At 42.0% G+C, this 22,462-nt stretch carries 20 protein-coding genes; 1 reads left to right on the top strand and 19 read right to left on the bottom strand.

The annotated features are described in order from the left end of the window. Positions 1 to 16: 16 nt before the first annotated feature. Together AA980_RS14375 and mce are read right to left on the bottom strand one after the other, a co-directional pair. On the bottom strand, positions 17 to 1,567 hold the full coding sequence (locus tag AA980_RS14375) for an acyl-CoA carboxylase subunit beta (protein ID WP_024030445.1): 1,551 nt from the start codon (positions 1,565 to 1,567) through the stop codon (positions 17 to 19). Beyond that, a complete protein-coding gene (mce, locus tag AA980_RS14370) occupies positions 1,564 to 1,980 on the bottom strand; it encodes a methylmalonyl-CoA epimerase (RefSeq protein ID WP_024030446.1) in 417 nt (138 codons plus the stop codon). Before mce ends, AA980_RS14375 begins: the two co-directional genes overlap by 4 nt. Positions 1,981 to 2,141: 161 nt before the next feature. Between mce and prli42 the strand changes: the two genes are divergently transcribed. After that, positions 2,142 to 2,237, top strand: coding sequence for a stressosome-associated protein Prli42 (gene prli42, locus AA980_RS26965; RefSeq protein WP_152681152.1), 96 nt, complete (start codon positions 2,142 to 2,144; stop codon positions 2,235 to 2,237). A gap of 45 nt (positions 2,238 to 2,282) precedes the next feature. Here prli42 and AA980_RS14365 read toward each other — a convergent pair whose 3' ends face one another. From AA980_RS14365 to AA980_RS14285, 17 genes are all read right to left on the bottom strand, one after another. Continuing rightward, positions 2,283 to 2,795, bottom strand: coding sequence for a L,D-transpeptidase (locus AA980_RS14365; RefSeq protein WP_193392266.1), 513 nt, complete (start codon positions 2,793 to 2,795; stop codon positions 2,283 to 2,285). 23 nt (positions 2,796 to 2,818) lie between these two features. Further along, positions 2,819 to 3,808: an aromatic acid exporter family protein gene (locus AA980_RS14360; protein ID WP_024030448.1), complete on the bottom strand. Its 990-nt coding sequence runs from the start codon at positions 3,806 to 3,808 to the stop codon at positions 2,819 to 2,821. Between the two features lie 61 nt (positions 3,809 to 3,869). Further along, positions 3,870 to 4,592: an amino acid ABC transporter ATP-binding protein gene (locus AA980_RS14355; protein ID WP_024030449.1), complete on the bottom strand. Its 723-nt coding sequence runs from the start codon at positions 4,590 to 4,592 to the stop codon at positions 3,870 to 3,872. Next, positions 4,585 to 5,244, bottom strand: coding sequence for an amino acid ABC transporter permease (locus AA980_RS14350; protein WP_024030450.1), 660 nt, complete (start codon positions 5,242 to 5,244; stop codon positions 4,585 to 4,587). Before AA980_RS14350 ends, AA980_RS14355 begins: the two co-directional genes overlap by 8 nt. A gap of 71 nt (positions 5,245 to 5,315) precedes the next feature. Continuing rightward, positions 5,316 to 6,098 carry a transporter substrate-binding domain-containing protein gene (locus AA980_RS14345; RefSeq protein WP_024030451.1) on the bottom strand — a complete coding sequence of 261 codons (783 nt, stop codon included), beginning with the start codon at positions 6,096 to 6,098 and terminating at the stop codon, positions 5,316 to 5,318. A gap of 227 nt (positions 6,099 to 6,325) precedes the next feature. Then, complete coding sequence (locus AA980_RS14340; protein ID WP_024030452.1) at positions 6,326 to 6,763, bottom strand: BrxA/BrxB family bacilliredoxin; 438 nt, start codon at positions 6,761 to 6,763, stop codon at positions 6,326 to 6,328. 73 nt (positions 6,764 to 6,836) lie between these two features. Then, positions 6,837 to 7,961 carry a methylmalonyl Co-A mutase-associated GTPase MeaB gene (meaB, locus tag AA980_RS14335; RefSeq protein WP_024030453.1) on the bottom strand — a complete coding sequence of 375 codons (1,125 nt, stop codon included), beginning with the start codon at positions 7,959 to 7,961 and terminating at the stop codon, positions 6,837 to 6,839. Then, the gene (scpA, locus tag AA980_RS14330; protein WP_024030454.1) at positions 7,961 to 10,159 is read right to left on the bottom strand and encodes a methylmalonyl-CoA mutase; all 2,199 of its coding nucleotides are present in this window, start codon (positions 10,157 to 10,159) and stop codon (positions 7,961 to 7,963) included. Before scpA ends, meaB begins: the two co-directional genes overlap by 1 nt. Beyond that, a complete protein-coding gene (locus AA980_RS14325) occupies positions 10,140 to 12,014 on the bottom strand; it encodes a methylmalonyl-CoA mutase subunit beta (RefSeq protein WP_034724869.1) in 1,875 nt (624 codons plus the stop codon). Before AA980_RS14325 ends, scpA begins: the two co-directional genes overlap by 20 nt. A gap of 140 nt (positions 12,015 to 12,154) precedes the next feature. Next, the gene (locus AA980_RS14320) at positions 12,155 to 13,456 is read right to left on the bottom strand and encodes a dihydrolipoamide acetyltransferase family protein (RefSeq protein WP_024030456.1); all 1,302 of its coding nucleotides are present in this window, start codon (positions 13,454 to 13,456) and stop codon (positions 12,155 to 12,157) included. A 15-nt stretch (positions 13,457 to 13,471) separates the two neighbouring features. Then, positions 13,472 to 14,455 (bottom strand): alpha-ketoacid dehydrogenase subunit beta, encoded by a 984-nt coding sequence (locus AA980_RS14315; RefSeq protein ID WP_024030457.1) that lies wholly within the window; start codon positions 14,453 to 14,455, stop codon positions 13,472 to 13,474. Between the two features lie 12 nt (positions 14,456 to 14,467). After that, on the bottom strand, positions 14,468 to 15,469 hold the full coding sequence (locus tag AA980_RS14310) for a thiamine pyrophosphate-dependent dehydrogenase E1 component subunit alpha (protein WP_024030458.1): 1,002 nt from the start codon (positions 15,467 to 15,469) through the stop codon (positions 14,468 to 14,470). Positions 15,470 to 15,504: 35 nt separating this feature from the next. Further along, positions 15,505 to 16,926, bottom strand: a complete 1,422-nt coding sequence (gene lpdA, locus AA980_RS14305) for a dihydrolipoyl dehydrogenase (protein WP_024030459.1) — start codon at positions 16,924 to 16,926, stop codon at positions 15,505 to 15,507. Positions 16,927 to 16,948: 22 nt separating this feature from the next. After that, positions 16,949 to 18,067, bottom strand: coding sequence for a butyrate kinase (gene buk, locus AA980_RS14300; RefSeq protein WP_407937463.1), 1,119 nt, complete (start codon positions 18,065 to 18,067; stop codon positions 16,949 to 16,951). A 135-nt stretch (positions 18,068 to 18,202) separates the two neighbouring features. Next, on the bottom strand, positions 18,203 to 19,312 hold the full coding sequence (gene bcd, locus AA980_RS14295; protein WP_193392267.1) for a branched-chain amino acid dehydrogenase: 1,110 nt from the start codon (positions 19,310 to 19,312) through the stop codon (positions 18,203 to 18,205). A 23-nt stretch (positions 19,313 to 19,335) separates the two neighbouring features. Further along, complete coding sequence (gene yqiS / locus AA980_RS14290) at positions 19,336 to 20,241, bottom strand: phosphate butyryltransferase (protein WP_024030462.1); 906 nt, start codon at positions 20,239 to 20,241, stop codon at positions 19,336 to 19,338. Between the two features lie 132 nt (positions 20,242 to 20,373). Then, positions 20,374 to 22,449 (bottom strand): sigma-54 interaction domain-containing protein, encoded by a 2,076-nt coding sequence (locus AA980_RS14285; protein WP_024030463.1) that lies wholly within the window; start codon positions 22,447 to 22,449, stop codon positions 20,374 to 20,376. Positions 22,450 to 22,462: the final 13 nt, after the last annotated feature.

Genomic DNA, 22,462 nt, shown 5'->3' with positions numbered 1-22,462 from the left:
AGAAACAGTAAGTTACTTAAAGCGGGATATTTCCATGTTTTTTATAGGGTCTGGACTCTTTTTTATTGCGGAGCATTTCCAGCGCTTGGATAATTTTGATTCTTGTTTCCCGGGGATCGATGACATCATCGACCATGCCTCTGCTTGCCGCCACATATGGATTCGCAAACTTTTCCCGGTATTCATCAATTTTTTGCTGTCTGGTCAGCTCTGGATTATCGCTATTATGAATCTCTTTGGCAAAAATAATATTAGCAGCTCCCTGTGGCCCCATAACGGCGATTTCTGCATTTGGCCAAGCAAACACCAAGTCGGCGCCAATCGACTTACTATTTAATGCTACATAGGCACCGCCATAGGCCTTTCTTAAAATGACGGTAAGCTTCGGAACAGTAGCTTCAGAATAGGCAAATAAAATCTTCGCACCGTGACGGATAATTCCCCCATGCTCCTGTTTAACGCCTGGGAAGAAGCCTGTTACATCTTCAAACGTGATGATTGGGATATTAAAAGAATCACAGGTGCGGATAAACCGAGCTGCCTTATCCGATGAATCAATATCCAATCCGCCAGCCATTACTTTCGGCTGGTTGCAGACAAGTCCAACTGTTTCACCTTTCATTCTTGCAAATCCAACGACAATATTCCTCGCAAAATCCTTGTGAATTTCCATAAACGAGTCTGCGTCTGTTACCTGTTCAATCACTTTACGGACATCATAAGGGCGAACAGCATCAAATGGAATTACGTCGGTTAAATCCGGGCGATAGTCGTTTTCATTCTCCACCTCTTGTCTTGGCGGTTTTTCTTCATTATTTTGCGGCAGAAACCCGAGCAGCCTCCGGACATTTTGTAAAACCTCAGCCTCTGACTCCGCTTGAAAATGGGCGTTGCCGCTGATGGAGTTATGGACATTTGCCCCGCCAAGGTCCTCAGCAGAAATTTTCTCGCCTGTTACCGTTTCAATCACTTTCGGGCCAGTGATAAACATTTGGCTTGTTTTTTCGACCATAAACACAAAATCAGTAATTGCCGGCGAGTAAACAGCGCCGCCTGCACATGGACCCATGATGACGGATATTTGCGGGATCACACCGGAATAAATCGCATTCCGATAAAAAATATGCCCATACCCATCAAGAGAAACCACACCTTCTTGAATCCGTGCTCCGCCGGAATCATTAAGACCAACAAAGGGGGTGCCGTTTTTCGCGGCAAGGTCCATAACATTGGCAATTTTTTTCGCATGCATTTCCCCTAATGCCCCGCCGAACACCGTAAAGTCCTGTGAAAACAGATAAATAGGACGGCCATTTACTTTACCAAATCCAGTCACGACTCCGTCTCCAGGCCCCTTTAGCTCATCGAGACCAAAATCATTTGTCCGGTGCTCAATGAACGGATTTAATTCGACAAACGTGCCTTTGTCAACTAACAATTCAATTCTTTCTCTCGCTGTTAATTTCCCCTTTTCATGCTGCTTCTCAATCCGCTCATCGCCGCCGCCAAGCTCAACCTCTCGGCGCTTATCATACAAATCATTTATTTTTTCATAAATATCAATCATTGCCCCTTCATCCCTTTCTTCTCACAAAGCTCGTATAAAACACCGGATGATGATTTTGGATGCATAAAGGCAATATGAGCCCCCCCTGCTCCAAGCCTTGGCTGTTCATCAATCATGCGAATGCCTTTTTCATTCATTTCAATGATTCTTTCTTCAATTGATTCAACGCCAAGGGCAACATGGTGAATGCCTTCCCCGCGTTTTTCGATAAATTTAGCAATCGGACTTTCCTCCGATGTCGGCTCGAGAAGCTCCAGTTTTGTTTGACCTGCTTGCAAAAACGCTACTTTAACCTTTTGACTGTCAACCTCTTCGATAGCTAACAATGTAAGCTTCAACACATTCGTATAAAATGGAAGTGTATGTTCAAGAGATTTCACGGCAATTCCAATATGGTCGACTTTTTTAATCATGCATACCCCTCTGTTCCAATTTTAAAATAGTTTCGACAATTATTGTATTCGGTAAAAAGTTCATAAATCCTTCCCAAAATTGCTAACTAGTTCCGTTGTCCATTTTAACTTTTCCCTGTACAATAGGAATATAGCTATTGAAGTAAAGGGAGGTACCTACATTGCAAAAAAAGAAGACAAGGAAAATCATTGTTTATTTAATGCTATTCGCCATGCTTGCCTCAACTCTCTTAATTGGAATCGGTTCATTACTATAATAAACATATTAAGAAGGGACTGTTCAAATGAACAGTCCCTTTTGCTTATTTAATAGCCCCATTTTCCTGAGCCAGCTTTTGAAATGATTTTTTTGAAGTGATGACTAATATTTTTGTTCCTAATGGGATTAACGGAAATAGTGAAGAAACAACTTCATTCTGCGAGCGAATACATCCTTGGGAGACATACTTTCCAATTGAAGCAGGCTGATTCGTTCCATGAATACCGTAGATGCGTCCATCCGTTCCTTTTGCATCAAAGCCAATCCACCTAGACCCAAGTGGGTTCGCAGAATCCCCGCCCGGAATATTTCCTCTTCGAAAATAAGGATTTTTTGCTTTTACCGTTATCGTAAAAAGACCTTCTGGTGTTAACTCCTGCGTCATACCCGTACCGACGCTTACAACCGTTTGGACTTTGTTTTCATTAATAAAAGCCAGTTCATTTCTACTTTTATTGACAATAACGAACGGGTCACCAGGAACAGGGTTCGGTCCCAGCGGCCATAATGGTGAAAGGAAAAAAGTCATCAGGATTGGCGATAAGATTTTTAACAAACCATCCACCTACCTTTTTTCCCCTAGTTTGCTTCAAATTTCTTTCTTTCATTCACTTTCTCTTTTTTCGCTTGAAAGGAACTTTTAATGATCAAATAGTCGTTCATTTCGTTGATTAATTGCAAGAGTGCTGCCCTGGTTTCAAATTCCTCTCTTGTTTTCGGCAGCTCCATTTCTTCAAATTCCTTTTTCATCGTGTTTAATTTATCAATATATAGATGCGCCGTATTCCCAGGGTGAATATTTTCAGATAGTTCCTCAAGAAAATCAGCAATCATTTTCGCTTGTTTTACTTTGCTAGTAATGGATGTAACAATTGGTAACACCCGCTCGATGATTTCAAATTGTTTTTCTCTCATTTTAAAATAGTGAAAATAAATATTTTCTTCCCTTAAAAAGTGATTTTCCATATCCCTCAACGCCAGCATTTTGGCCTCATCAAGCAAACGGGCACTTTTGGTAATTTCCTTGCCCTCCCAATCGCTATCTCCTGTTCTTAAGTAACGCACCATTTCACAGAAAATAAGCTTAAAACTTTCCTCGATTTTACGTTGATAGTCTCTCAATATTTTTTCAACGCTCGGCATATAAAGATTAATTAGTAGAGCAACACCTATACCCACTGTGATTACCCCAAGCTCATTCAAAAAATTTGTCATTGATATATTGTGAGCCATATAGATATGCAAAATAATAACGCTGCTTGTGACAACACCATCTTTTGCCTTCAGCATAACAAGAATTGGAATAAAGAATAGAAGCATAACCCCGATAACAAGCGGATGGTAGGCAATCCCCTCAAAAAACACGGCAGAAATAGGCATGGCTAAAACACAGGCTAAAAATCGATCCCATGCCGTTCGAAGCGATCTCCTTTTCGTCACCTGAATACATAAAATCGTTAAAATACCTGCCGAAGCAAAGTTGTGAAACCCGAGCTGCTGCGCGATTAAGATTGAAATAGCCGTGCCTGCAGCCGTTTTAATGGTTCGATATCCGATGCGATATTTCATATTTCATCTCTCCAAAAAGTAAAAAAGATGATCCCTTAAGACCATCTCTAGCATATCCTTATTAAAGCATTTTTTGCAAGAAATCCTGCGCCCTTTTGCTTTTTGGATTGGCGAAGAATTCTTTAGGCGGGGCATCTTCCACAAGGACGCCGCCATCAAGGAACAAAACCCGGTCAGCGACTTCTCTTGCAAAGCCCATTTCATGGGTCACGATTGCCATCGTCATGCCTGTATTAGCAAGTGATTTCATTACCTCAAGAACCTCTTTGACCATTTCCGGATCAAGAGCAGATGTTGGTTCATCAAACAGCATAACCTCCGGCTCCATCGCCAACGCGCGGGCAATCGCCACCCGCTGTTTTTGCCCGCCAGATAATTTTGTAGGATATTCATTGGCTTTTTCCGATAAGCCTACTTGTTCCAACAGACCATAGGCTACTTTCTCCGCTTGGTCCTTTGATAATCCTTTTACCTTCATTGGTGCATAAGTAAGATTTTGCAAAACGGTTTTATGCGGAAACAAATGAAAGTGTTGAAAAACCATACCGACATTTTGCCGCACCTTCATAATGTTTGTTTTTTTATCGGTAACATCTTCATTTCCTACCCAAATCTTTCCGTCAGTTGGTTCTTCAAGTAGATTCAAACAACGGAGGAAAGTAGATTTACCAGATCCTGAAGGGCCAATGATTGCTACGACTTCCCCTTTATTAATCGAGGTGGAAATGCCTTTTAGCACTTCTAGTTTTCCATAGTTCTTATACAAGTTTTCGATCTTAATCACTGCGTCTCATTCTCCCTTCAAGCGCTTTTCCTAAGAAAGTCAAGGTAATCACCATTAAGTAATAAATTAGGCCCGCTATTAATAATGGCTCAAAAAATGAGTAGTTTTCCGCCCCCACTTGATAGGAACGACGCATAATATCCATAACCCCGATTGTGGTGACAATCGCCGATTCCTTGGTTAGGGTAATAAATTCGTTCATTAACGCTGGAAGGATATTTTTAAGTGCTTGCGGCAGAATGATATCCCACATCATTTTTCTATACGGCACACCTAATGCCATCGCTGCTTCTTGCTGGCCTTTATCAACAGCGAGAATTCCTGCCCGGATAATTTCTGAAATATAGGCACCTGAATTTAGTGCAAATGACAAAATGGCCGCAGTATATGGCTCAATTTGATAGCCGATTAGCTGCGGTGAACCATAATAAATCAACATCAATTGCAATACTAACGGTGTGCCGCGGAAAATGGAGGTATACACATCCGCAACCCAGTTAAGAATTCTTACCGAGCTAATTTTAAATAATGATAAAATGATTCCAAGTGCAAACCCTAATACCCCAGCTAATAGCACAATCTGAAGGGTAACTAAAATACCTTTTAAAATATATGGCATGGAGGGAATGAATTGAGTAAAATCTAAGTTCATTCATCTTCCGTCCTCTCTTTAATAAAAATGTTTAGAGACGCTCAGAATCGAACGTCTCATGCGAATCTAGACTATTGTTCCCCGCCGAACCACTTCACAACCAATTTTTGCAGCTCGCCGTTATCTTTCATTTTCTTTAACTCTTTGTTAAATTTCGCTGTTAACTCACTGTCTTTCGGAAAGGCAATTGCAGAACCTGCCTCTTTAGGGTCATCACTAAGGGTGAAGCCTGCAAAATCTTTTTCTTTCTCCAAATACCCTTTTGCTACCGTGTCTTCAATAATTGCAGCATCAAAACGGCCTGATTTGATTTCTTGAATTAGATCTGGAATACGATTACGGTTTTCAATTTTAATCGGCACTTCTTTATTGATTTCCTGTGCTTTCCCTTCTTGAATCGAGCCAAGCTGAACACCAACCGTTTTTCCTTTTAAATCCGCAATCGATTTAATACCGCTGTCTTTTTTAGAAACGATTAAGTGATGGGCTGTATAATAAATATCGCTGAAATCAACGTTCTTTTTCCTTTTTTCCGTTGGCGTCATCCCCGCTAGGACTAAATCGGCTTGTCCTGATTTTAAGGATTGAACTAAACCACTGAAATCCATATCCTTAATCTTGACTTCGTATCCAAGGTTTTTCGCAATTGCTTTAGCTAGATCCGCATCAAAGCCAATGATTTCATCACTTTTTCCTGTTTCAACATATTCAAATGGCGGGTAATCTGCAGAGGTTGCCATTACTAATACCTTTTTATCTCCGCTTTTCTTATTTGACTTATCGCTCGTCCCGCAGGCTGCAAGCAATCCTGCCATCAGCATCATTGTTAATAATAAAATAACGCCCTTTTTCATTTGTTTTCCTCCTACAACTTATCTGAAAATTCAAACTTAGAATATTCATCTCATTTTCAAGATAGATAGATTATTTGATTAATAATTATTCAATGTAATGAATTTTAACACAAACTAATAATTATGCAAATATGTTTTTAAAAATTCGTCCATATTTTTTCACAGTAATTTTTCCCATAGAAAAAGGACTAACCTCCTGATAAGAGATTAGTCCTTACAATTTCAGCTTAATATTCTTCGCAGTATTCATCAAATTCCTTTTGCAGTCTTGATACAACTGTCGCAGCATCGTAGCCTTCAATTTGATGTCTTTCAACCATTGAGAGAATCTTTCCATCTTTTAATAACGCAAAAGATGGCGAGGATGGCGGATAACCGGTGAAAAAGTTTCTTGCCGTTTCGGTTGCTTCCTTATCCTGACCGGCAAAAACGGTAACAAGATGATCTGGACGTTTATCATAATGAACAGCGTGAGCAGCTGCAGGACGGGCAACACCGCCAGCACAACCACAAACGGAATTAATCATTACTAGGGTTGTGCCCTTTTGCTCAAGCGCTTCTTCAACATCCGAAGGTGTTTTCAGTTCTTTATACCCAGCAGACACGATTTCTTGACGTGCCTGTTTAACCACATCGTTCATAAAAAAGTTAAAGTCCATGCTCATAAAAAATCACTCCTTAGTGTTTCTAGATAACTACATCATATCAGTTAAAGTGTGTTTTTTCCAAATGAAATGATTATTCTTTATTAGTTAAAAAGGTACTAAATAAAGCTTCAACAGCAGCAGCGACCGTCTTTTCTCCTGCAATCACTTCATTTTCCAACTTAGGCAGCTGATTTCTTACCCCAAGGTGCTGGTAAAAATGAAATTCGAGCTGATCGGTAATCATGGAATAAAGCCATTCTCTTGCCTGGCTTTTCCTTCTTTCCTCAAACACTCCTGATGCTTTGCCTGTTAGTTCAAAGGATTGTATGACCTTCCAGATTTCACTGATTCCCTCCTCGGTCATCGAGGAACATGTATATGCTTTTGTCGCCCAGCCCTTTGTTGCGGGCTGTAAAAAGTGAAGGATGCGGTTATACTCTTTTCTTGTCTGCTCCGCTTTCTGCTTATTAGTTCCATCTGCTTTATGAACAAGAACCGCATCAGCAAGTTCCATGATTCCCTTTTTCATCCCTTGCAATTCATCACCTGCTCCCGTCAGCACAAGGAGCATGAAAAAGTCGACCATATCCCGAATAATGACTTCACTTTGGCCAACTCCAACTGTTTCGATTAAAATCACATCAAAGCCCGCCGCTTCACAAATCAACAGCGATTCCCTTGTTTTTCGGTGGACACCGCCAAGCTTTCCCCCAGTTGGTGAGGGGCGGATGAAGGCTCTTGGGTTTCTCGCCAATTGCTCCATCCGTGTTTTGTCCCCAAGAATACTGCCCCCGCTTATACTCGAGCTTGGATCAATGGCCAAAACGGCAACCCGGTGACCGAGGCTACATAAATAACACCCAAAGGCTTCAATAAAGGTGCTTTTGCCCGCTCCGGGGACACCGGTGATGCCAATGCGAATGGATTTGCCGCCTTTAGGCAGAAGTTTTTGCAAGAGCTGCTGCGCTTTTTGGAAATGCTGTTCGGCATTGCTTTCGACTAGGGTGAGAGCCCTTGCTAGCAGACTCCGATCACCTTTTAATACACCTTCATAAATCTCATCAACGGATGGTTCCGAGTTCCTGTGTTTTTGAAAACGGATATTTTTTTGAATCGAAGCAGCTTGGCCCTCATGCTCCTGCCCTTTTCTTACGATACTTGAACAATTTTCAGGATTATTCGGGTCACTCCATTCCGGTTTTTGATCCGCTGCCATTACTCTGACACTTCCTCATAACCAAGTTGCTTATAAATCTCCTGGATGACCTTTTGGGCTGCAACAGGAATAATCGTCCCTGGCCCAAAGATAGCCGATGCACCGTGTTCATATAAAAATTGATAATCTTGGGCAGGAATAACTCCGCCAATAACAACCAAAATATCTTCCCGGCCTAATCTCTTTAATTCCTCCACTAACTGTGGTAACAACGTTTTATGCCCGGCAGCAAGCGAACTCATGCCAATTACATGAACATCGTTTTCAACAGCCTGTAAAGCGGATTCTTCTGCGGTCTGGAACAATGGACCGATATCGACATCGAAGCCGAGATCGGCAAATGCAGTGGCAATGACCTTCGCGCCGCGGTCATGACCGTCCTGGCCCATTTTTGCCACTAATATTCTTGGTCTTCTGCCTTCATTTACAAGAAAATCATCGGTCATTTTTTGTACTTCCGTGATTTCCTCCTCATTGTTAAACGCCGTACTATATACACCGCTAATCGAGCGGATGATGGCTTTATGTCTGCCGGCAGCCGTCTCAAGCGCATCAGAAATTTCACCAAGAGTTGCTCGTACTCTTGCTGCCATTACTGCGAGCTCCAATAAGTTTTGCTCACCTGTTTCCGCTGCTTTCGTTAAAGCGCTCAGCGCTTCTTCCACTTTATGGTCATCACGACTGGCTTTCAAGGAATTTAATTTTTCGATTTGTTTTATGCGGACAGCCGTATTATCAATATCTAAAATATCAATTGCCTCTTCTCTTTCGAGGCGGTAACGATTGACGCCAATAATTGTTTCCTTTCCGGAATCAATTTGCGCCTGTCTTCGGGCGGCTGCCTCCTCAATTCTCATTTTCGGCAGACCAGTTTCAATTGCCTTTGCCATTCCCCCAAGACTTTCAATCTCTTCAATATATGCCCAAGCTCTTTCCACCAATTCATCGGTCAATTTTTCAAGATAATACGAGCCTGCCCACGGATCAATGACCTTTGTCATTCCCGTTTCTTCTTGCAAAAATAACTGCGTATTGCGGGCGATTCGGGCCGAGAAGTCTGTTGGTAAGGCAATCGCCTCATCCAAGGCATTGGTGTGCAGTGATTGGGTGTGACCCATTGCCGCGGCATGTGCTTCTATAAGAGTTCGAGTAACATTATTAAACGGATCCTGCTCTGTCAAGCTCCAGCCAGAAGTTTGTGAATGGGTTCGTAATGCTAACGATTTTTCATTTTTGGGCTGGAAGGATTTCATCATTTTTGCCCAGATTAAGCGGGCCGCCCGCATTTTGGCTACTTCCATAAAGTAATTCATCCCAATCGCCCAGAAAAACGACAGTCTTGGGGCAAATGAGTCGATTTCAATTCCAGCCTTAAGACCTGTCCTTACGTATTCCAAACCATCTGCAAGTGTATAGGCTAACTCTAAATCGGCCGGTGCCCCTGCCTCCTGCATGTGATAACCGGAAATACTAATACTATTAAACTTTGGCATATATTTTGACGTATATTCAAAAATATCCGCAATAATTTTCATCGACATTTCCGGCGGGTAAATATACGTGTTTCGAACCATATATTCTTTTAAAATATCATTTTGAATCGTTCCGGACAACTTGTCCTGACTGACTCCCTGTTCTTCGGCTGTTACGATAAAATAAGCAAGTATCGGAAGCACCGCCCCATTCATCGTCATCGAAACGGACATTTGCTCCAGTGGAATTCCGTCAAAAAGCGTCTTCATGTCGAGAACGGAATCGATTGCCACTCCTGCTTTCCCAACATCCCCTACCACGCGTGGGTGGTCAGAATCATAACCGCGGTGTGTCGCTAAATCAAAGGCAACCGATAACCCCTTTTGCCCCATTGCTAGATTGCGCCGGTAAAAGGCGTTACTTTCCTCAGCCGTTGAAAATCCGGCGTATTGTCTAACAGTCCATGGACGATTGACATACATAGTTGGATAGGGGCCTCTTGTAAATGGTGGTAGTCCAGGGAGATCATCAATATGCTCTAACCCTTCGCGGTCTTCTTTTGTGTAAATCGGTTTTAGAGAGATTTGTTCATTTGTTTCAAACAGTAAGTCTTCAATGGACGTATCAATTTCCTGTTGTACTTTTTCCTGCCACTGTTCCTTTGTCACAAAGCTTTGATCGCTGAACAATGGGATTTTTTGAAAATCAGGCTTTTGTATTTTCATTGGTGGTCACCTCCAGCTCATTCAAGATTGCCGACAGAGTTTCATAGCAATTGCTTTTCAGGTGGATAAACTGCTTAATGCCTTCGTTTATCCAATGGGATTGGTTTTCCTTTTCGGGAAGTCCAGCTAAATAAAAAACCCGCTCAGGGAATTCAGCCTTTAATGCCGCTAGGATTTCATGACCAATCGTTTCATACTGATGATGGGTGCCGCAGATGCAAACGTACTTACTCTGCAGGTCTGATATAAATTGTTTAGCCTCTTCTATTGATAAAATAGGATTGCTTTCTACAGCTATGATCCCGCCCGGAGCAAAAAATCCCTTCATAAAATCGAGTCTTGCTTTATGCTGTTTTAGTTCACCAAGACAAATCAAACCTACTGAAGGCTTCGCAGCTAATTTTTCTTCGATACCCTTTGCTTTTCTCCGCAATTCTTCATATGGTTCGGCCAATCTCCTTTCGGTAATGGCTTCAATTTTTTCTCCATCCGCAAAATACGGTTTTTCATTTAAAAGGGGTTTTCGAGGTACAATTTCAGCTAAATTAGCATAGACATTCGTTCCGACAATGCTTTGTTTTCTTGTTTGGATATCACTATTCTTTTTGTCATATGCAGCAGTTATTTCCTTCTGAAGCCAACTGGATTTTAACACTTCAAGAATGCCGCCTGATGAATCGATTTGTTGGAAGAACTCCCACACTTTTTCAGCCAGTTGATTCGTTAATGCCTCTACATACCAAGAACCGCCGGCAGGATCAATTACTGTTTTAAGATGGGCCTCTTCTTTTAAGAGCAGTTGGATATTTCTTGCAATCCTTTCGGAAAACGGTGATGCACCAGTGAGTTCATCGAAAGGACTTACATATAAATATTGGACTCCCCCAATTACCGCCGCAAATGCTTCATTTCCAGCTCTTAGCAGGTTAACATGGGGATCATGAACGGTTTTAGTGAAAGAAGATGTTTCCGCGGCAATCATCATCCCACGTACTTCTTCTTTTGCACCATACAGTTGGGTTATTCGGTTCCAGAGGACTCGCGCTGCCCGCAGTTTAGCAATCTCCATGAAATAATTACTGCCAATCGCGAATTGGAAGATCATTTTTGTTAAAATTTCCTCCAGCTCTATTCCTTTTTCCTGCAGTTTTTCAAGATAATAGACTCCTTCAGCGATGGCAATTCCTAGCTCTTGTACCGCATTCGCCCCGCCATTATGGTAAGGAACCGAATCAATTAAGATTGTCCGTAAGTTAGGAAAGTTCTCATTTGATTGTTGAATGTTTTTTACCCAGTTATTGAAAAATTCATCGGAAATATGTCCTGCTTCTGCAAATATGGCAAGAGGGTCAGAACCAATATAACCGCTGATTTGATCGTGGTTATCCAATTCAGCGATTGCGGCAAGAAATTCCGTTTGTAAATCCTTAGTGTTGATAGCAAATGGATATTGCTGATAAGACTTTCCTAGTATGTTTACTAGGCTTTCCTCTGCTTCAAACAATACCTGCTTCACTTCAAAGGAAATAGCTGATTGCCCTTTTTCACATGATTGTTGGAGTTTCTCTTTCAAGTCTTCAGTAGTTTGATAAGTAATTCGCTGTGCAGCCTTCCATTCGTTTGTACTATATCCAAGCGGGAAAATACCTCTTCTGAAATCTGAACCACCTGGAAATTCTGGAACGGACAGCTCATCCTGTCTTGTATAAAGCGGTTTCAAAACAATGTTTTCATATGTAGTAGTTTGTAATGATTCGACCGTTTTGCCTTTTAGAGCTACTTCTGCTTTTTCTTCCCATTCATGCCTGGTCTTTAAGGCAAAAGACTGATTCTTTATTTTTTCCAAACTCCCCATCCCCCTTTCAATTACTAATTGAAGTAAAATTCAATTAATTCTTCTAAATACTATTTTATGGTACAAACAGAATTCAGGCAATGGAAAACGGCCGCCTAAAATCAAAACAACCGCTGCACCCGACATGCAGCGGTTGTTTTTTAATAAATCGAAGTGGTTGATTTTGAAGTATTTTCGAGAATTTCCTTCACACGTTGTAAGAACCGGCCGCTAACGAGACCATCTAATACCCTGTGATCAAGGGACATACATAGATTCACCATGTCGCGAACAGCTATCATGCCATGATTCATAACCACTGGGCGCTTGACAATGGACTCCACCTGCAGAATCGCTGCCTGTGGGTAATTTATGATACCCATTGATTGAACAGAGCCGAAAGAGCCTGTATTGTTCACGGTGAAAGTTCCACCCTGCATATCCTCCGAACGAAGCTTCCCTGTTCTAACCTTTACAGCAAGCTCAGAGATTTCACGGGCAATTCCCTTAATCGTTTTTTCGTCGGCATTTTTAATAACAGGGACATAAAGTGCATCATCGGTTGCAACTGCAATCGAAATATTGATGTCTTTTTTCTGGATGATTTTTTCCCCTGCCCACATCGAATTGATTTGTGGGAATTCTTTTAATGCCTGTGCCACTGCCTTTACAAAGAAAGCAAAGAACGTTAAATTAAAGCCTTCTTTTTTCTTAAACTCGTCTTTTAATGAGTTTCGATATTCAACCAAGTTAGTTGCATCTACCTCAATCATAGTCCACGCATGTGGTGCTTCATGCTTACTGCGCAGCATGTTAGCAGCAATCGCTTTTCGGATACCTGTTACCGGAATTTCAATGTCACCAGCAGTAACTGGGATATTCACCGCAGGTGCCGCCTGTGCTGGACTAGAAACAACAGGCTGTGCCATTTCTTGTTTGGCTGCCGGGACTGCTGCAGGAACTACCGGTGCCTCTACCTTTTGACCTGCAGCAGGAATAGTTCCAGCCTCAATCAATTTCAGCAAATCTTTCCTTGTAATCCGTCCACCTGCACCGGTGCCTGACACCTGTGTTAAATCAATGCCATGTTCTTGAGAAATTTTCAGAACGGCAGGTGAGTAACGAGCTTTGTTTCCTTGGTCCACTTGGATTCCTGATTCTGCACCAATTGTTGCTGCTGCAGGGGTTTTCTCAGCTGTTGCAGTTTCCTGAGACTCACCGCCTTCGACTTCAATTGTACAGATAATCTCACCTACTGCTAATGTATCACCTTCACCAGCGATTAGCTCTTTAATCACACCTGTAAAGGAGGACGGAACTTCTGCATTTACTTTATCTGTCATTACCTCTGCAAGGGGGTCGTATTTATTTACTTTATCACCTACCGAAACAAGCCACTTACTGATGGTACCTTCGGTTACACTTTCCCCTAACTGAGGCATTTTAATTTGTTCAATCGCCACAATCCATACCTCCTATCAATACTCAGCAAGCTCGCGCATTGCTTTTTCTACCTTTTCAGGATTTACCATAAAGAATTTTTCCATTGTTGGTGCATATGGCATTGCCGGTACATCCGGTCCAGCTAGACGCTTAATAGGAGCATCTAATTCAAATAAACAATTTTCTGCAATAATCGCTGACACTTCACTGATAATGCTGCCTTCTTTGTTATCCTCTGTTACAAGCAGGACTTTCCCAGTCTTGGAAGCAGCTTCGATGATAGCTTCTTTATCAAGAGGATAAACAGTGCGCAAATCAAGAATATGGGCAGAAATTCCATCACCGGCTAATTTCTCCGCTGCTTGAAGGGCAAAATGAACGCAAAGACCATACGTTATAACGGTAATGTCCTCTCCTTCGCGCTTTACATCGGCTTTTCCAATTGGCAAGGTGTAATCGTCTGTCGGAACCTCACCCTTGATTAAACGATAGGCCCGTTTATGCTCGAAAAATAATACTGGGTCGTTATCGCGAATCGCCGCTTTTAATAAGCCCTTCGCATCATAAGGTGTCGATGGCATCACGATTTTCAAACCAGGCTGATTGGCAAACACTGCTTCAACCGATTGGGAATGATATAGTGCGCCATGAACGCCGCCGCCATACGGTGCACGAATAACCATCGGACAGCTCCAGTCGTTATTCGAACGATAGCGAATTTTAGCTGCCTCAGAGATAATCTGATTAACGGCCGGCATAATAAAATCGGCAAACTGCATTTCGGCAATTGGTCGCATGCCGTACATCGCAGCACCGATTCCGACACCGGCAATCGCTGATTCTGCGAGAGGTGTATCGATGACCCTTTCTTCACCAAATTGCTCATATAAGCCTTGTGTAGCTTTAAATACGCCGCCTTTTACGCCAACGTCTTCTCCGAGTACAAAAACCTTTGGATCTCTTTCCATTTCCTCACGAATGGCCATTGTAATTGAATCTATATATGAAATGATCGCCATGATATGTCCCCCTTACTCTTCCGTGTCCGCATATACATATTTCATTGCTTCTTCTGGTGCAGCATAAGGAGCATTTTCAGCATAATCAGTCGCTTCATTTACCTGCTTCATCACACGGTCATTGATTTCTTTTTCGATTTCATCATTCATAACGCCAGTTTCTTTTAGATAAGCGCCAAACGTAATGATTGGATCTTGTGTTTTTGCCTTTGCAACTTCATCTGGAGCACGGTAGGACCGGTCGTCATCATCAGAAGAATGCGGCGTGAGACGGTAGGAAACTGTTTCAACCAATGTTGGACCCTCGCCGCGGCGTCCGCGGTCAGCCGCCTCTTTAACAGCTTTGTATACTTCCAATGGATCATTCCCATCAACCGTAATACCCGGCATTCCATACCCAATCGCACGGTCCGAAACCTTTTCACAAGCTAATTGTTTTTCAATTGGAACAGATATCGCATATTTATTATTTTCACACATGAAAATGACAGGCAGTTTATGAACACCGGCGAAGTTAGCCCCTTCATGGAAATCACCTTGATTAGAAGAACCTTCCCCAAAGGTTACAAATGTAACCAGGTCCTTTCTTTCCATTTTTCCTGCAAGTGCAACACCTACTGCGTGCGGAACCTGAGTTGTAACTGGCGATGAACCAGTCACGATCCGATTTTTCTTTTGTCCAAAGTGTCCTGGCATTTGCCTGCCGCCCGAATTTGGATCTTCTGCTTTAGCAAAACCTGACAGCATTAGTTCCTTTGGTGTCATCCCAAATGTTAACACGACACCCATATCACGATAATAAGGAAGCACATAATCCTTTTCCCGATCAAGCGCAAAAGCCGCTCCCACTTGGGCTGCTTCCTGCCCTTGACATGAAATTACAAACGGTATTTTCCCGGCACGGTTCAATAACCACATCCGTTCATCAATACGACGAGCCAAAAGCATCGTTTCATATATCTCCAATACTTTTCCGTCGCTTAAACCTAAAGCTTCATGACGCTTTTCTACCATTAATTTCGTACCTCCCATTTGTTCACCATTAATTCTTAAGAATGAATCGCTTTCCCATCAACTGCAAGCGCAGCTTCACCAATTGCCTCCGACAAGGTTGGATGTGGGTGGATAGTGTGGGCAATTTCCCATGGTGTTGCATCTAATACCATCGCAAGCCCAGCTTCTGTAATCATATCGGTTACATGCGGACCAATCATATGCACCCCTAAAATATCATTGGTCTCTTCATCAGCGACAATTTTGACAAATCCATCTGACTCTCCAAATACAAGGGCCTTTCCAATTGCTCGGAAAGAAAACTTACCAACCTTTACTTTATGACCATTCTCTTTTGCTTGATCCTCAGTAATCCCTACACTTGACACCTCTGGATTACTATAAATACATCTAGAAACAAGATTATAATCAAATGGGGACGGATCTTTCCCTGCGATATGCTCTACCGCAACGATTCCTTCATGCGAAGCAACATGGGCCAATTGCAAGCCGCCAATCACATCGCCTATCGCATAAATATGGGATTCCTTTGTTTGGAAAAATTTATTTGTAGTGATAAAGCCCTTCTCTACTTGAATTTCGGTATTATCAAGTCCAATTCCTTCTGTGTTTGCTTGGCGCCCAACAGAAACCAGCAGTTTTTCAGCTTTAAATTCTTTCACTCCACCTTTAACCTCGGCAGAAATGGCAACCCCGTTATCCTTAACAAGTGTTTCCGAAAGAACCTTGGCACTTGTAACAAGTTTAATCCCTTTTTTCTTCATCAAACGCTGCATTTCCTTTGAAATTTCTTTGTCTTCTGTCGGAAGGATCCGGTCAGCATATTCAATAACCGTCACCTCAACTCCGAAGTCAGAAAGCATTGAGGCCCATTCAATCCCAATTACGCCGCCTCCGACAATAATAATTGAACTTGGCAGTGCTTCAAGCTTTAAGGCTTCATCAGAGGACAATACATATTCCCCATCAATTTCAAGCCCCGGGAGTGTCCTTGGTCTTGATCCGGTGGCGACTATCACATTTTTGGGAATCAACATTTCGTTGTCGTCGCCGTTGTTCATTTCAACTGAAATTGTGCCCGGCATTGGCGAGAAAATGGATGGTCCTAGGATGCGTCCTAGACCTTCATAAACATCAATCTTACCTTGCTTCATCAAATGCTGAACACCTTTATGTAATTGATCGATAATTTTATTTTTTCGTTCTTGTACTTTTCCGAAATTAACCGCAACATCGCCAGTTACCACTCCAAAGTCTTCACTCCGTTTTGCTGTTGCAAAAACCTCCGCGCTTCTTAGCAATGTCTTACTTGGAATGCAGCCATTGTGAAGGCAAGTACCACCAAGTTTTCCTTTTTCGACGATGGCTGTTTTTAAACCAAGCTGTGAGGCGCGGATCGCCGCTACATAGCCGCCTGTTCCACCGCCAAGAATGACTAAATCGTATTCCTGTGCCACTTATATTTCCTCTCCATTCCCGTTAAATTTTTGCTGTTGTATATTCTCCTGGATAGATCTTTACGTTTTCTTCACCACGTAAAACGCGAAGTGCTCCTTCAGCAAGTGCTTGGAGTTCATTTTCACCTGGCTGTACAATCACATCGGCAATCCAATTAATCCTATCGGTGATAGATTTCACAAAGCCTTTTCCATAGGCAAGTCCGCCTGTTAAAATAATTACATCTACTTTTCCGGAAAGGACAGTACTGGCAGCGCCAATTTCTTTTGCAACCTGATAGGCCATCGCTTCGTAAACAAGCCGTGCCTCTTGATCGCCTGCCTCAATTCTTCGCTCTACTTCTACCGCATCATTTGTTCCAAGGTAACCAACAAGGCCTCCTTGACCGACAAGCCTCTTCATAATTTCTTCCCGGTAGTGTTCACCCGAATAACATAAAGCTATTAAATCCCCTGCAGGCACCGTCCCCGCACGCTCTGGGCTAAATGGACCGTCGCCATGCAAACCATTGTTCACATCGACAACTCTGCCTTGTTTATGGACACCAACGGTTATCCCGCCACCCATATGGGTCACAATAAGATTCAGCTTGTCGTATTTTTTCCCCAATTCCTTTGCCACTCTTCTTGCCACCGCTTTTTGGTTTAAGGCATGGAAGATGCTTCTTCTTTCAATTAAGGAAAAGCCAGAGATTCTTGCAATCGGAGCAAGTTCGTCGACAACGACTGGATCGACAATAAACGCTGGAATATTAAGGCCTGAGGCGATTTCCGAGGCAATGATACCGCCAAGGTTTGATGCGTGCTGTCCTGTAAGACCCGAACGTAAATCCTCCAACATCTTATCATTAACTGCATAGGTACCGCCCTCAATCGGCCGAAGCAATCCGCCGCGCCCGCAAACAGCCGCTAATTTCGAAACATTTATCCCTTCTTTATCCAGCGTCTCCAAAATTGTGTTTTTTCTAAATTCATATTGATCAATAATATTGGAAAAATTATTAATCATCCCTAAGTCATGGCGGATGGTTTTTTCAAAAATGGAAATTTCATTCTCGAAGACTCCAATCTTGGTGGATGTTGAGCCTGGGTTGATGATGAGAATCCGATATTCATTATCTGGCAACTTTGTAACCTCCATCTAACAAAACAATCTAAATTAAAGGCAAACGCGCTGAATTTCCCATTCAGCGCTTTGCCGTTATTATTTTACAAATATGAACTTCGATAACTGTCCAGCTCCAGCGCCGCTAAACGGACGCTGGAGCTTTTCTAATTATCTAGAAATCCGATGGCTTAAAATGTGGTGCCCATTTTGCAGGAATTGGCTTCTAGAATTACGGATTCTGGCAATTCGCTCTTCAGCCATCCGATCCGCTGCAACGTAGGTTGGTATGCCATCACGTTTTGAAATTTCAATTACTTTTTCAATCGTTGTATAGAGCTGCTCAACCTTCTTCATTGCCCGCTCTTGGTTGTATCCATAAAGTTCATCCGCTACATTGATAACACCGCCGGCATTAATTACATAATCCGGGGCATAAACAATACCCATTTCGTGGATGATATCCCCGTGGCGAGTATCTTTTAATTGATTGTTAGCCGAACCGGCAATCACTTTAGCTTTTAACTGTGGAATCGTTTCGTCATTGATTGTTGCTCCTAAAGCACATGGAGCATAGATATCACATTCAACACCATAAATTTCGTCTGGGTCTACCGCAAGCGCACCAAATGCTTCTACTGCACGATTTACAGCTTCCCTATTAATATCGGTAACAATCAGCTGCGCGCCTTCTTTATGCAAGTATTCACAAAGAGTATAGGCAACATTTCCAACACCTTGAACAGCCACTACTCTTCCTTCTAGTGAATCAGTACCAAAGGCTTCTTTCGCTGCTGCTTTCATTCCGCGATAAACGCCGAACGCCGTTACTGGTGAAGGATTGCCCGATGAACCGAACGCCGGAGAGATTCCGGTAACATAATCTGTTTCTTCGTGAATTAAATCCATATCGGCAACAGTTGTACCCACATCTTCTGCCGTAATATAACGGCCATTTAGCCCTTGAATGTAACGGCCAAATGCACGGAACATTGCTTCATTTTTATCTTTCCGAGGATCGCCGATGATGACTGTTTTACCGCCGCCGAGGTTTAAACCTGCAGCTGCATTCTTATATGTCATCCCTTTTGCTAAACGAAGGGCGTCTTCAATCGCTGCTTCTTCTGATGCATATGTCCACATACGGGTTCCGCCCAAAGCAGGTCCAAGTGTTGTATCATGAATAGCAATGATTGCTTTTAATCCTGATTGTTTATCCTGGCAGAATACCACTTGCTCATAATCGTATTTTTCTAAGTACTTGAAGATTTCCATGTTCATATTCCTCCTCGAATTTTTACTATCTATTTTTTCACACAGCATAACGCTACCGCAAGAGAGTAGAGCTTACTTTCAGCGGTATCAGATCTAGAGGTTAACACAATTGGAGCTTTCGCCCCCGCAATTACCGCGCCAACCTTCGCCTTTGCAAAGTAAATTAATGATTTATATAACACATTTCCAACCTCAATAGTAGGAACCAATAAAATATCTGCTCTGCCGGCTACTTCACTTGTAATTCCTTTGTGCTCAGCAGCCAGTGCTGAAACGGCATTATCTAACCCAAGTGGGCCATCCACAACACACCCGGATATTTGACCGCGTTTATTCATCATTGATAACGCAGCAGCATCCACGGTAGCCTGCATCACAGGATTCACTACCTCCACAGCAGCAATGGGCGCTACTTTAGGAGTGTCAATTCCAACAGCCTTAGCGAGTGATACAGCATTTTTAATTATTTGTGCTTTTTGATCTAAGTCAGGTGCAATATTCATTGCGGCATCCGTGACAATCTTAATTTGGTTGAAGCCGGGAATTTCAAAAAAGGCAACATGCGATAAAACATTCCCTGTCCTAAGGCCATATTCCTTATTTAAGACTACCTTTAACAAGATATTGGTTGGAATATTCCCCTTCATTAATACATTTGCCTCTTTGTTAAAAACAGCTTTAACAGCTAACTCAGCTGCAATGGCTGGAGAATCAGCATCAACAATTTTTAGATGATTATCATTCATCCAATCATACTTTTTCATTTCGATGAGTGAAGAAATTTTCTCTTTATCACCGAACAGAATAAATCGAGCAAGATTTCGGTCTAGTGCATCGATAACAGCATCAATCACTTCAGTATCTTCTGCTGCAGCAACTGCAACCGTATTAGTGCCTTCCTGGGCTGCTTTGTCAATTATTGAATCCAGCATCAAGTTGTCATCAACCCTTTCTCCTCTTACTGCAACTCCGATATATTAATTTGCAAGATTCGTGCCAAAACGCCACTCAATGAAAACGCTTTATTCTCTTTTTCATTCACTGCAATTTTTTTCACACCTTGAAAATTATTGCATGCTATTATTTTCAAGTTTGTATTTTTCAAGTTTATAATATAGATTTCTCACTGACAAGCCCAAGGTTTTGGCCGTTAAGGTCTTGTTCCCCTTTAAACGGAAAAGTGTTTGCTGAATAATTTTCGCCTCGTACTCTTCCATCATCTCTGATAAGGTTTGGTTTATTGCAAAAGAATTGCTGCTATACGTTTCAGAAAGTTCGTTGGTTAATTTTTTATTGATTAATTCAGGTAAATGATGGACATCGATTAATGTCTCAAAATAATTCACAAAAATAATCGCCCTGCCCAGGATATTTTCTAATTCCCGCACATTCCCGGGCCAGTCATAGCCGATCAACTGCATTAATGCAGCTTGGGTAACCCCTTCTATATTACGGCCATAATCACGATTTATTTTTTGAATTAGTCTTTCACATAATGCAGGAATCTCTTCTTTTCGTTTTCTTAAAGGCGGGATTTGTATGGGCATCCGATTTAAACGATAATATAAGTCTTCCCTAAAGGAGCCTTTTGCAATACCCTTTTCCAAATTAACATTGGTAGCTGTGATGATTCTAACATTGATAGGAACAGGCTTTGTTCCGCCTACACGGGTAATTTCATTCTCTTGCAAAACCCTTAACAATTTCGCCTGAGTATTAGCGGAAAGCTCACCTATCTCATCAAGAAATATGCTGCCATTGTTCGCTTCTTCGAAAAAACCAAGTTTCCCGCCTCGTATTGCCCCGGAAAAGGCTCCTTCTTCGTAGCCAAATAATTCGCTTTCAAGCAAGGATTCGGATATAGCGGCGCAATTGACGCGGATAAATTTGTTATATTTCCGATCACTTGCATTATGTATCGCATGAGCAAACAATTCTTTGCCCGTCCCCGATTCCCCCCTTAGCAGGACGGTTGCAGGTGTTTTCGCGCCAAGCTTTGCCTGTTCTATGGCAAGCATCATTTCATCAGATTTACCAATGATATCTTCAAAGGTATATTTCGCCTCCAATTTCCGGATTAATTGTCTTGCACGGCTTAATTCCCTGCTCAGCGATTTCATTTCCGACATATCATGGATTACTCCAACACTGCCTTTTAATTTCCCTTTTACGATAATCGGTGCGACATTAACAATTACTTCCCTTTTATTTGGACCTACTCTCATGGCAGTTCCCCGAACAGCTCGTCTCGTTTTCAGCACCTTCATATGCATACTATCTCCCTCAGAGATGTCCGCAGTAGCAGGCTGACCGATTACTTGCTCTTTTGTAAGTCCGGTAATACGGGTATAAGCGGGATTGATGAGGATGCCCCGGCCATTTTCATCAACAACGGAAATGGCATCATCACTGGAATGGATTATCGCTTGAAGCATCGTTTGAATTTCTTTTAAATCCGTGATTTCCTCGGCCAGATTAACAACTTCTGTAATATCTTTAAAGACTGCAAAAGCACCAACTAACGTCCCATTTTCTTCAATGATGGGAATGCGGGTCGTAATGATTTTTCGATCATTTCTCAGCACCATTTCTTGGTTTGCCTCTATCCTTCTGGTTTCAAGAATTAGCGGCAGCCTGGTTGTTGGTATAACTTCAACGACAGGTCTTCCTAATGCCTCCTCTTTTTTTACTCCCATTATCTCTTCAGCACGTTTGTTAAATAAGATGACCGTTCCACGATTATCAATCACCATCATCCCATCATTTGCTGCATTGAAAATCAGTTCTTGTTTATAAGATTCATTTTGATGCTTGGCGATAAGTTCTTCTTTCTCTTCCATAAGCTTTGATAGCAGAAAAGCAACACTTCCTGGTATTAATACCGTTTTTTTGCTTTTCGTATTTCTTAATTCTTGAAAGACTGCATCATTCCCCGTTACTTCAATGATGATATCAATATTTTCCGTAAGATAAGGCTGCCAATGGGTCCCTGTTTTAATCCCCTCTTCATGGGCCAATAATATTCCCGGTGCATCCAAGTTTCGGTCAATCACAACATAGACAGTTAACACTTCTGATTCTTTTAAAATTTTTAAGATTGCTGTACCACCTTTACCGGCTCCAACAATCATAACGTTTTGCATTTTTTTCTGCCCC

The sequence above is a fragment of the Neobacillus vireti genome (assembly GCF_001026695.1).
In the GTDB taxonomy this organism is placed as follows: Bacteria; Bacillota; Bacilli; order Bacillales; family Cytobacillaceae; genus Neobacillus; species Neobacillus vireti.
Note: the sequence above shows the minus strand (reverse complement) of the source record. Positions and strands in the feature narration are given on the sequence as shown.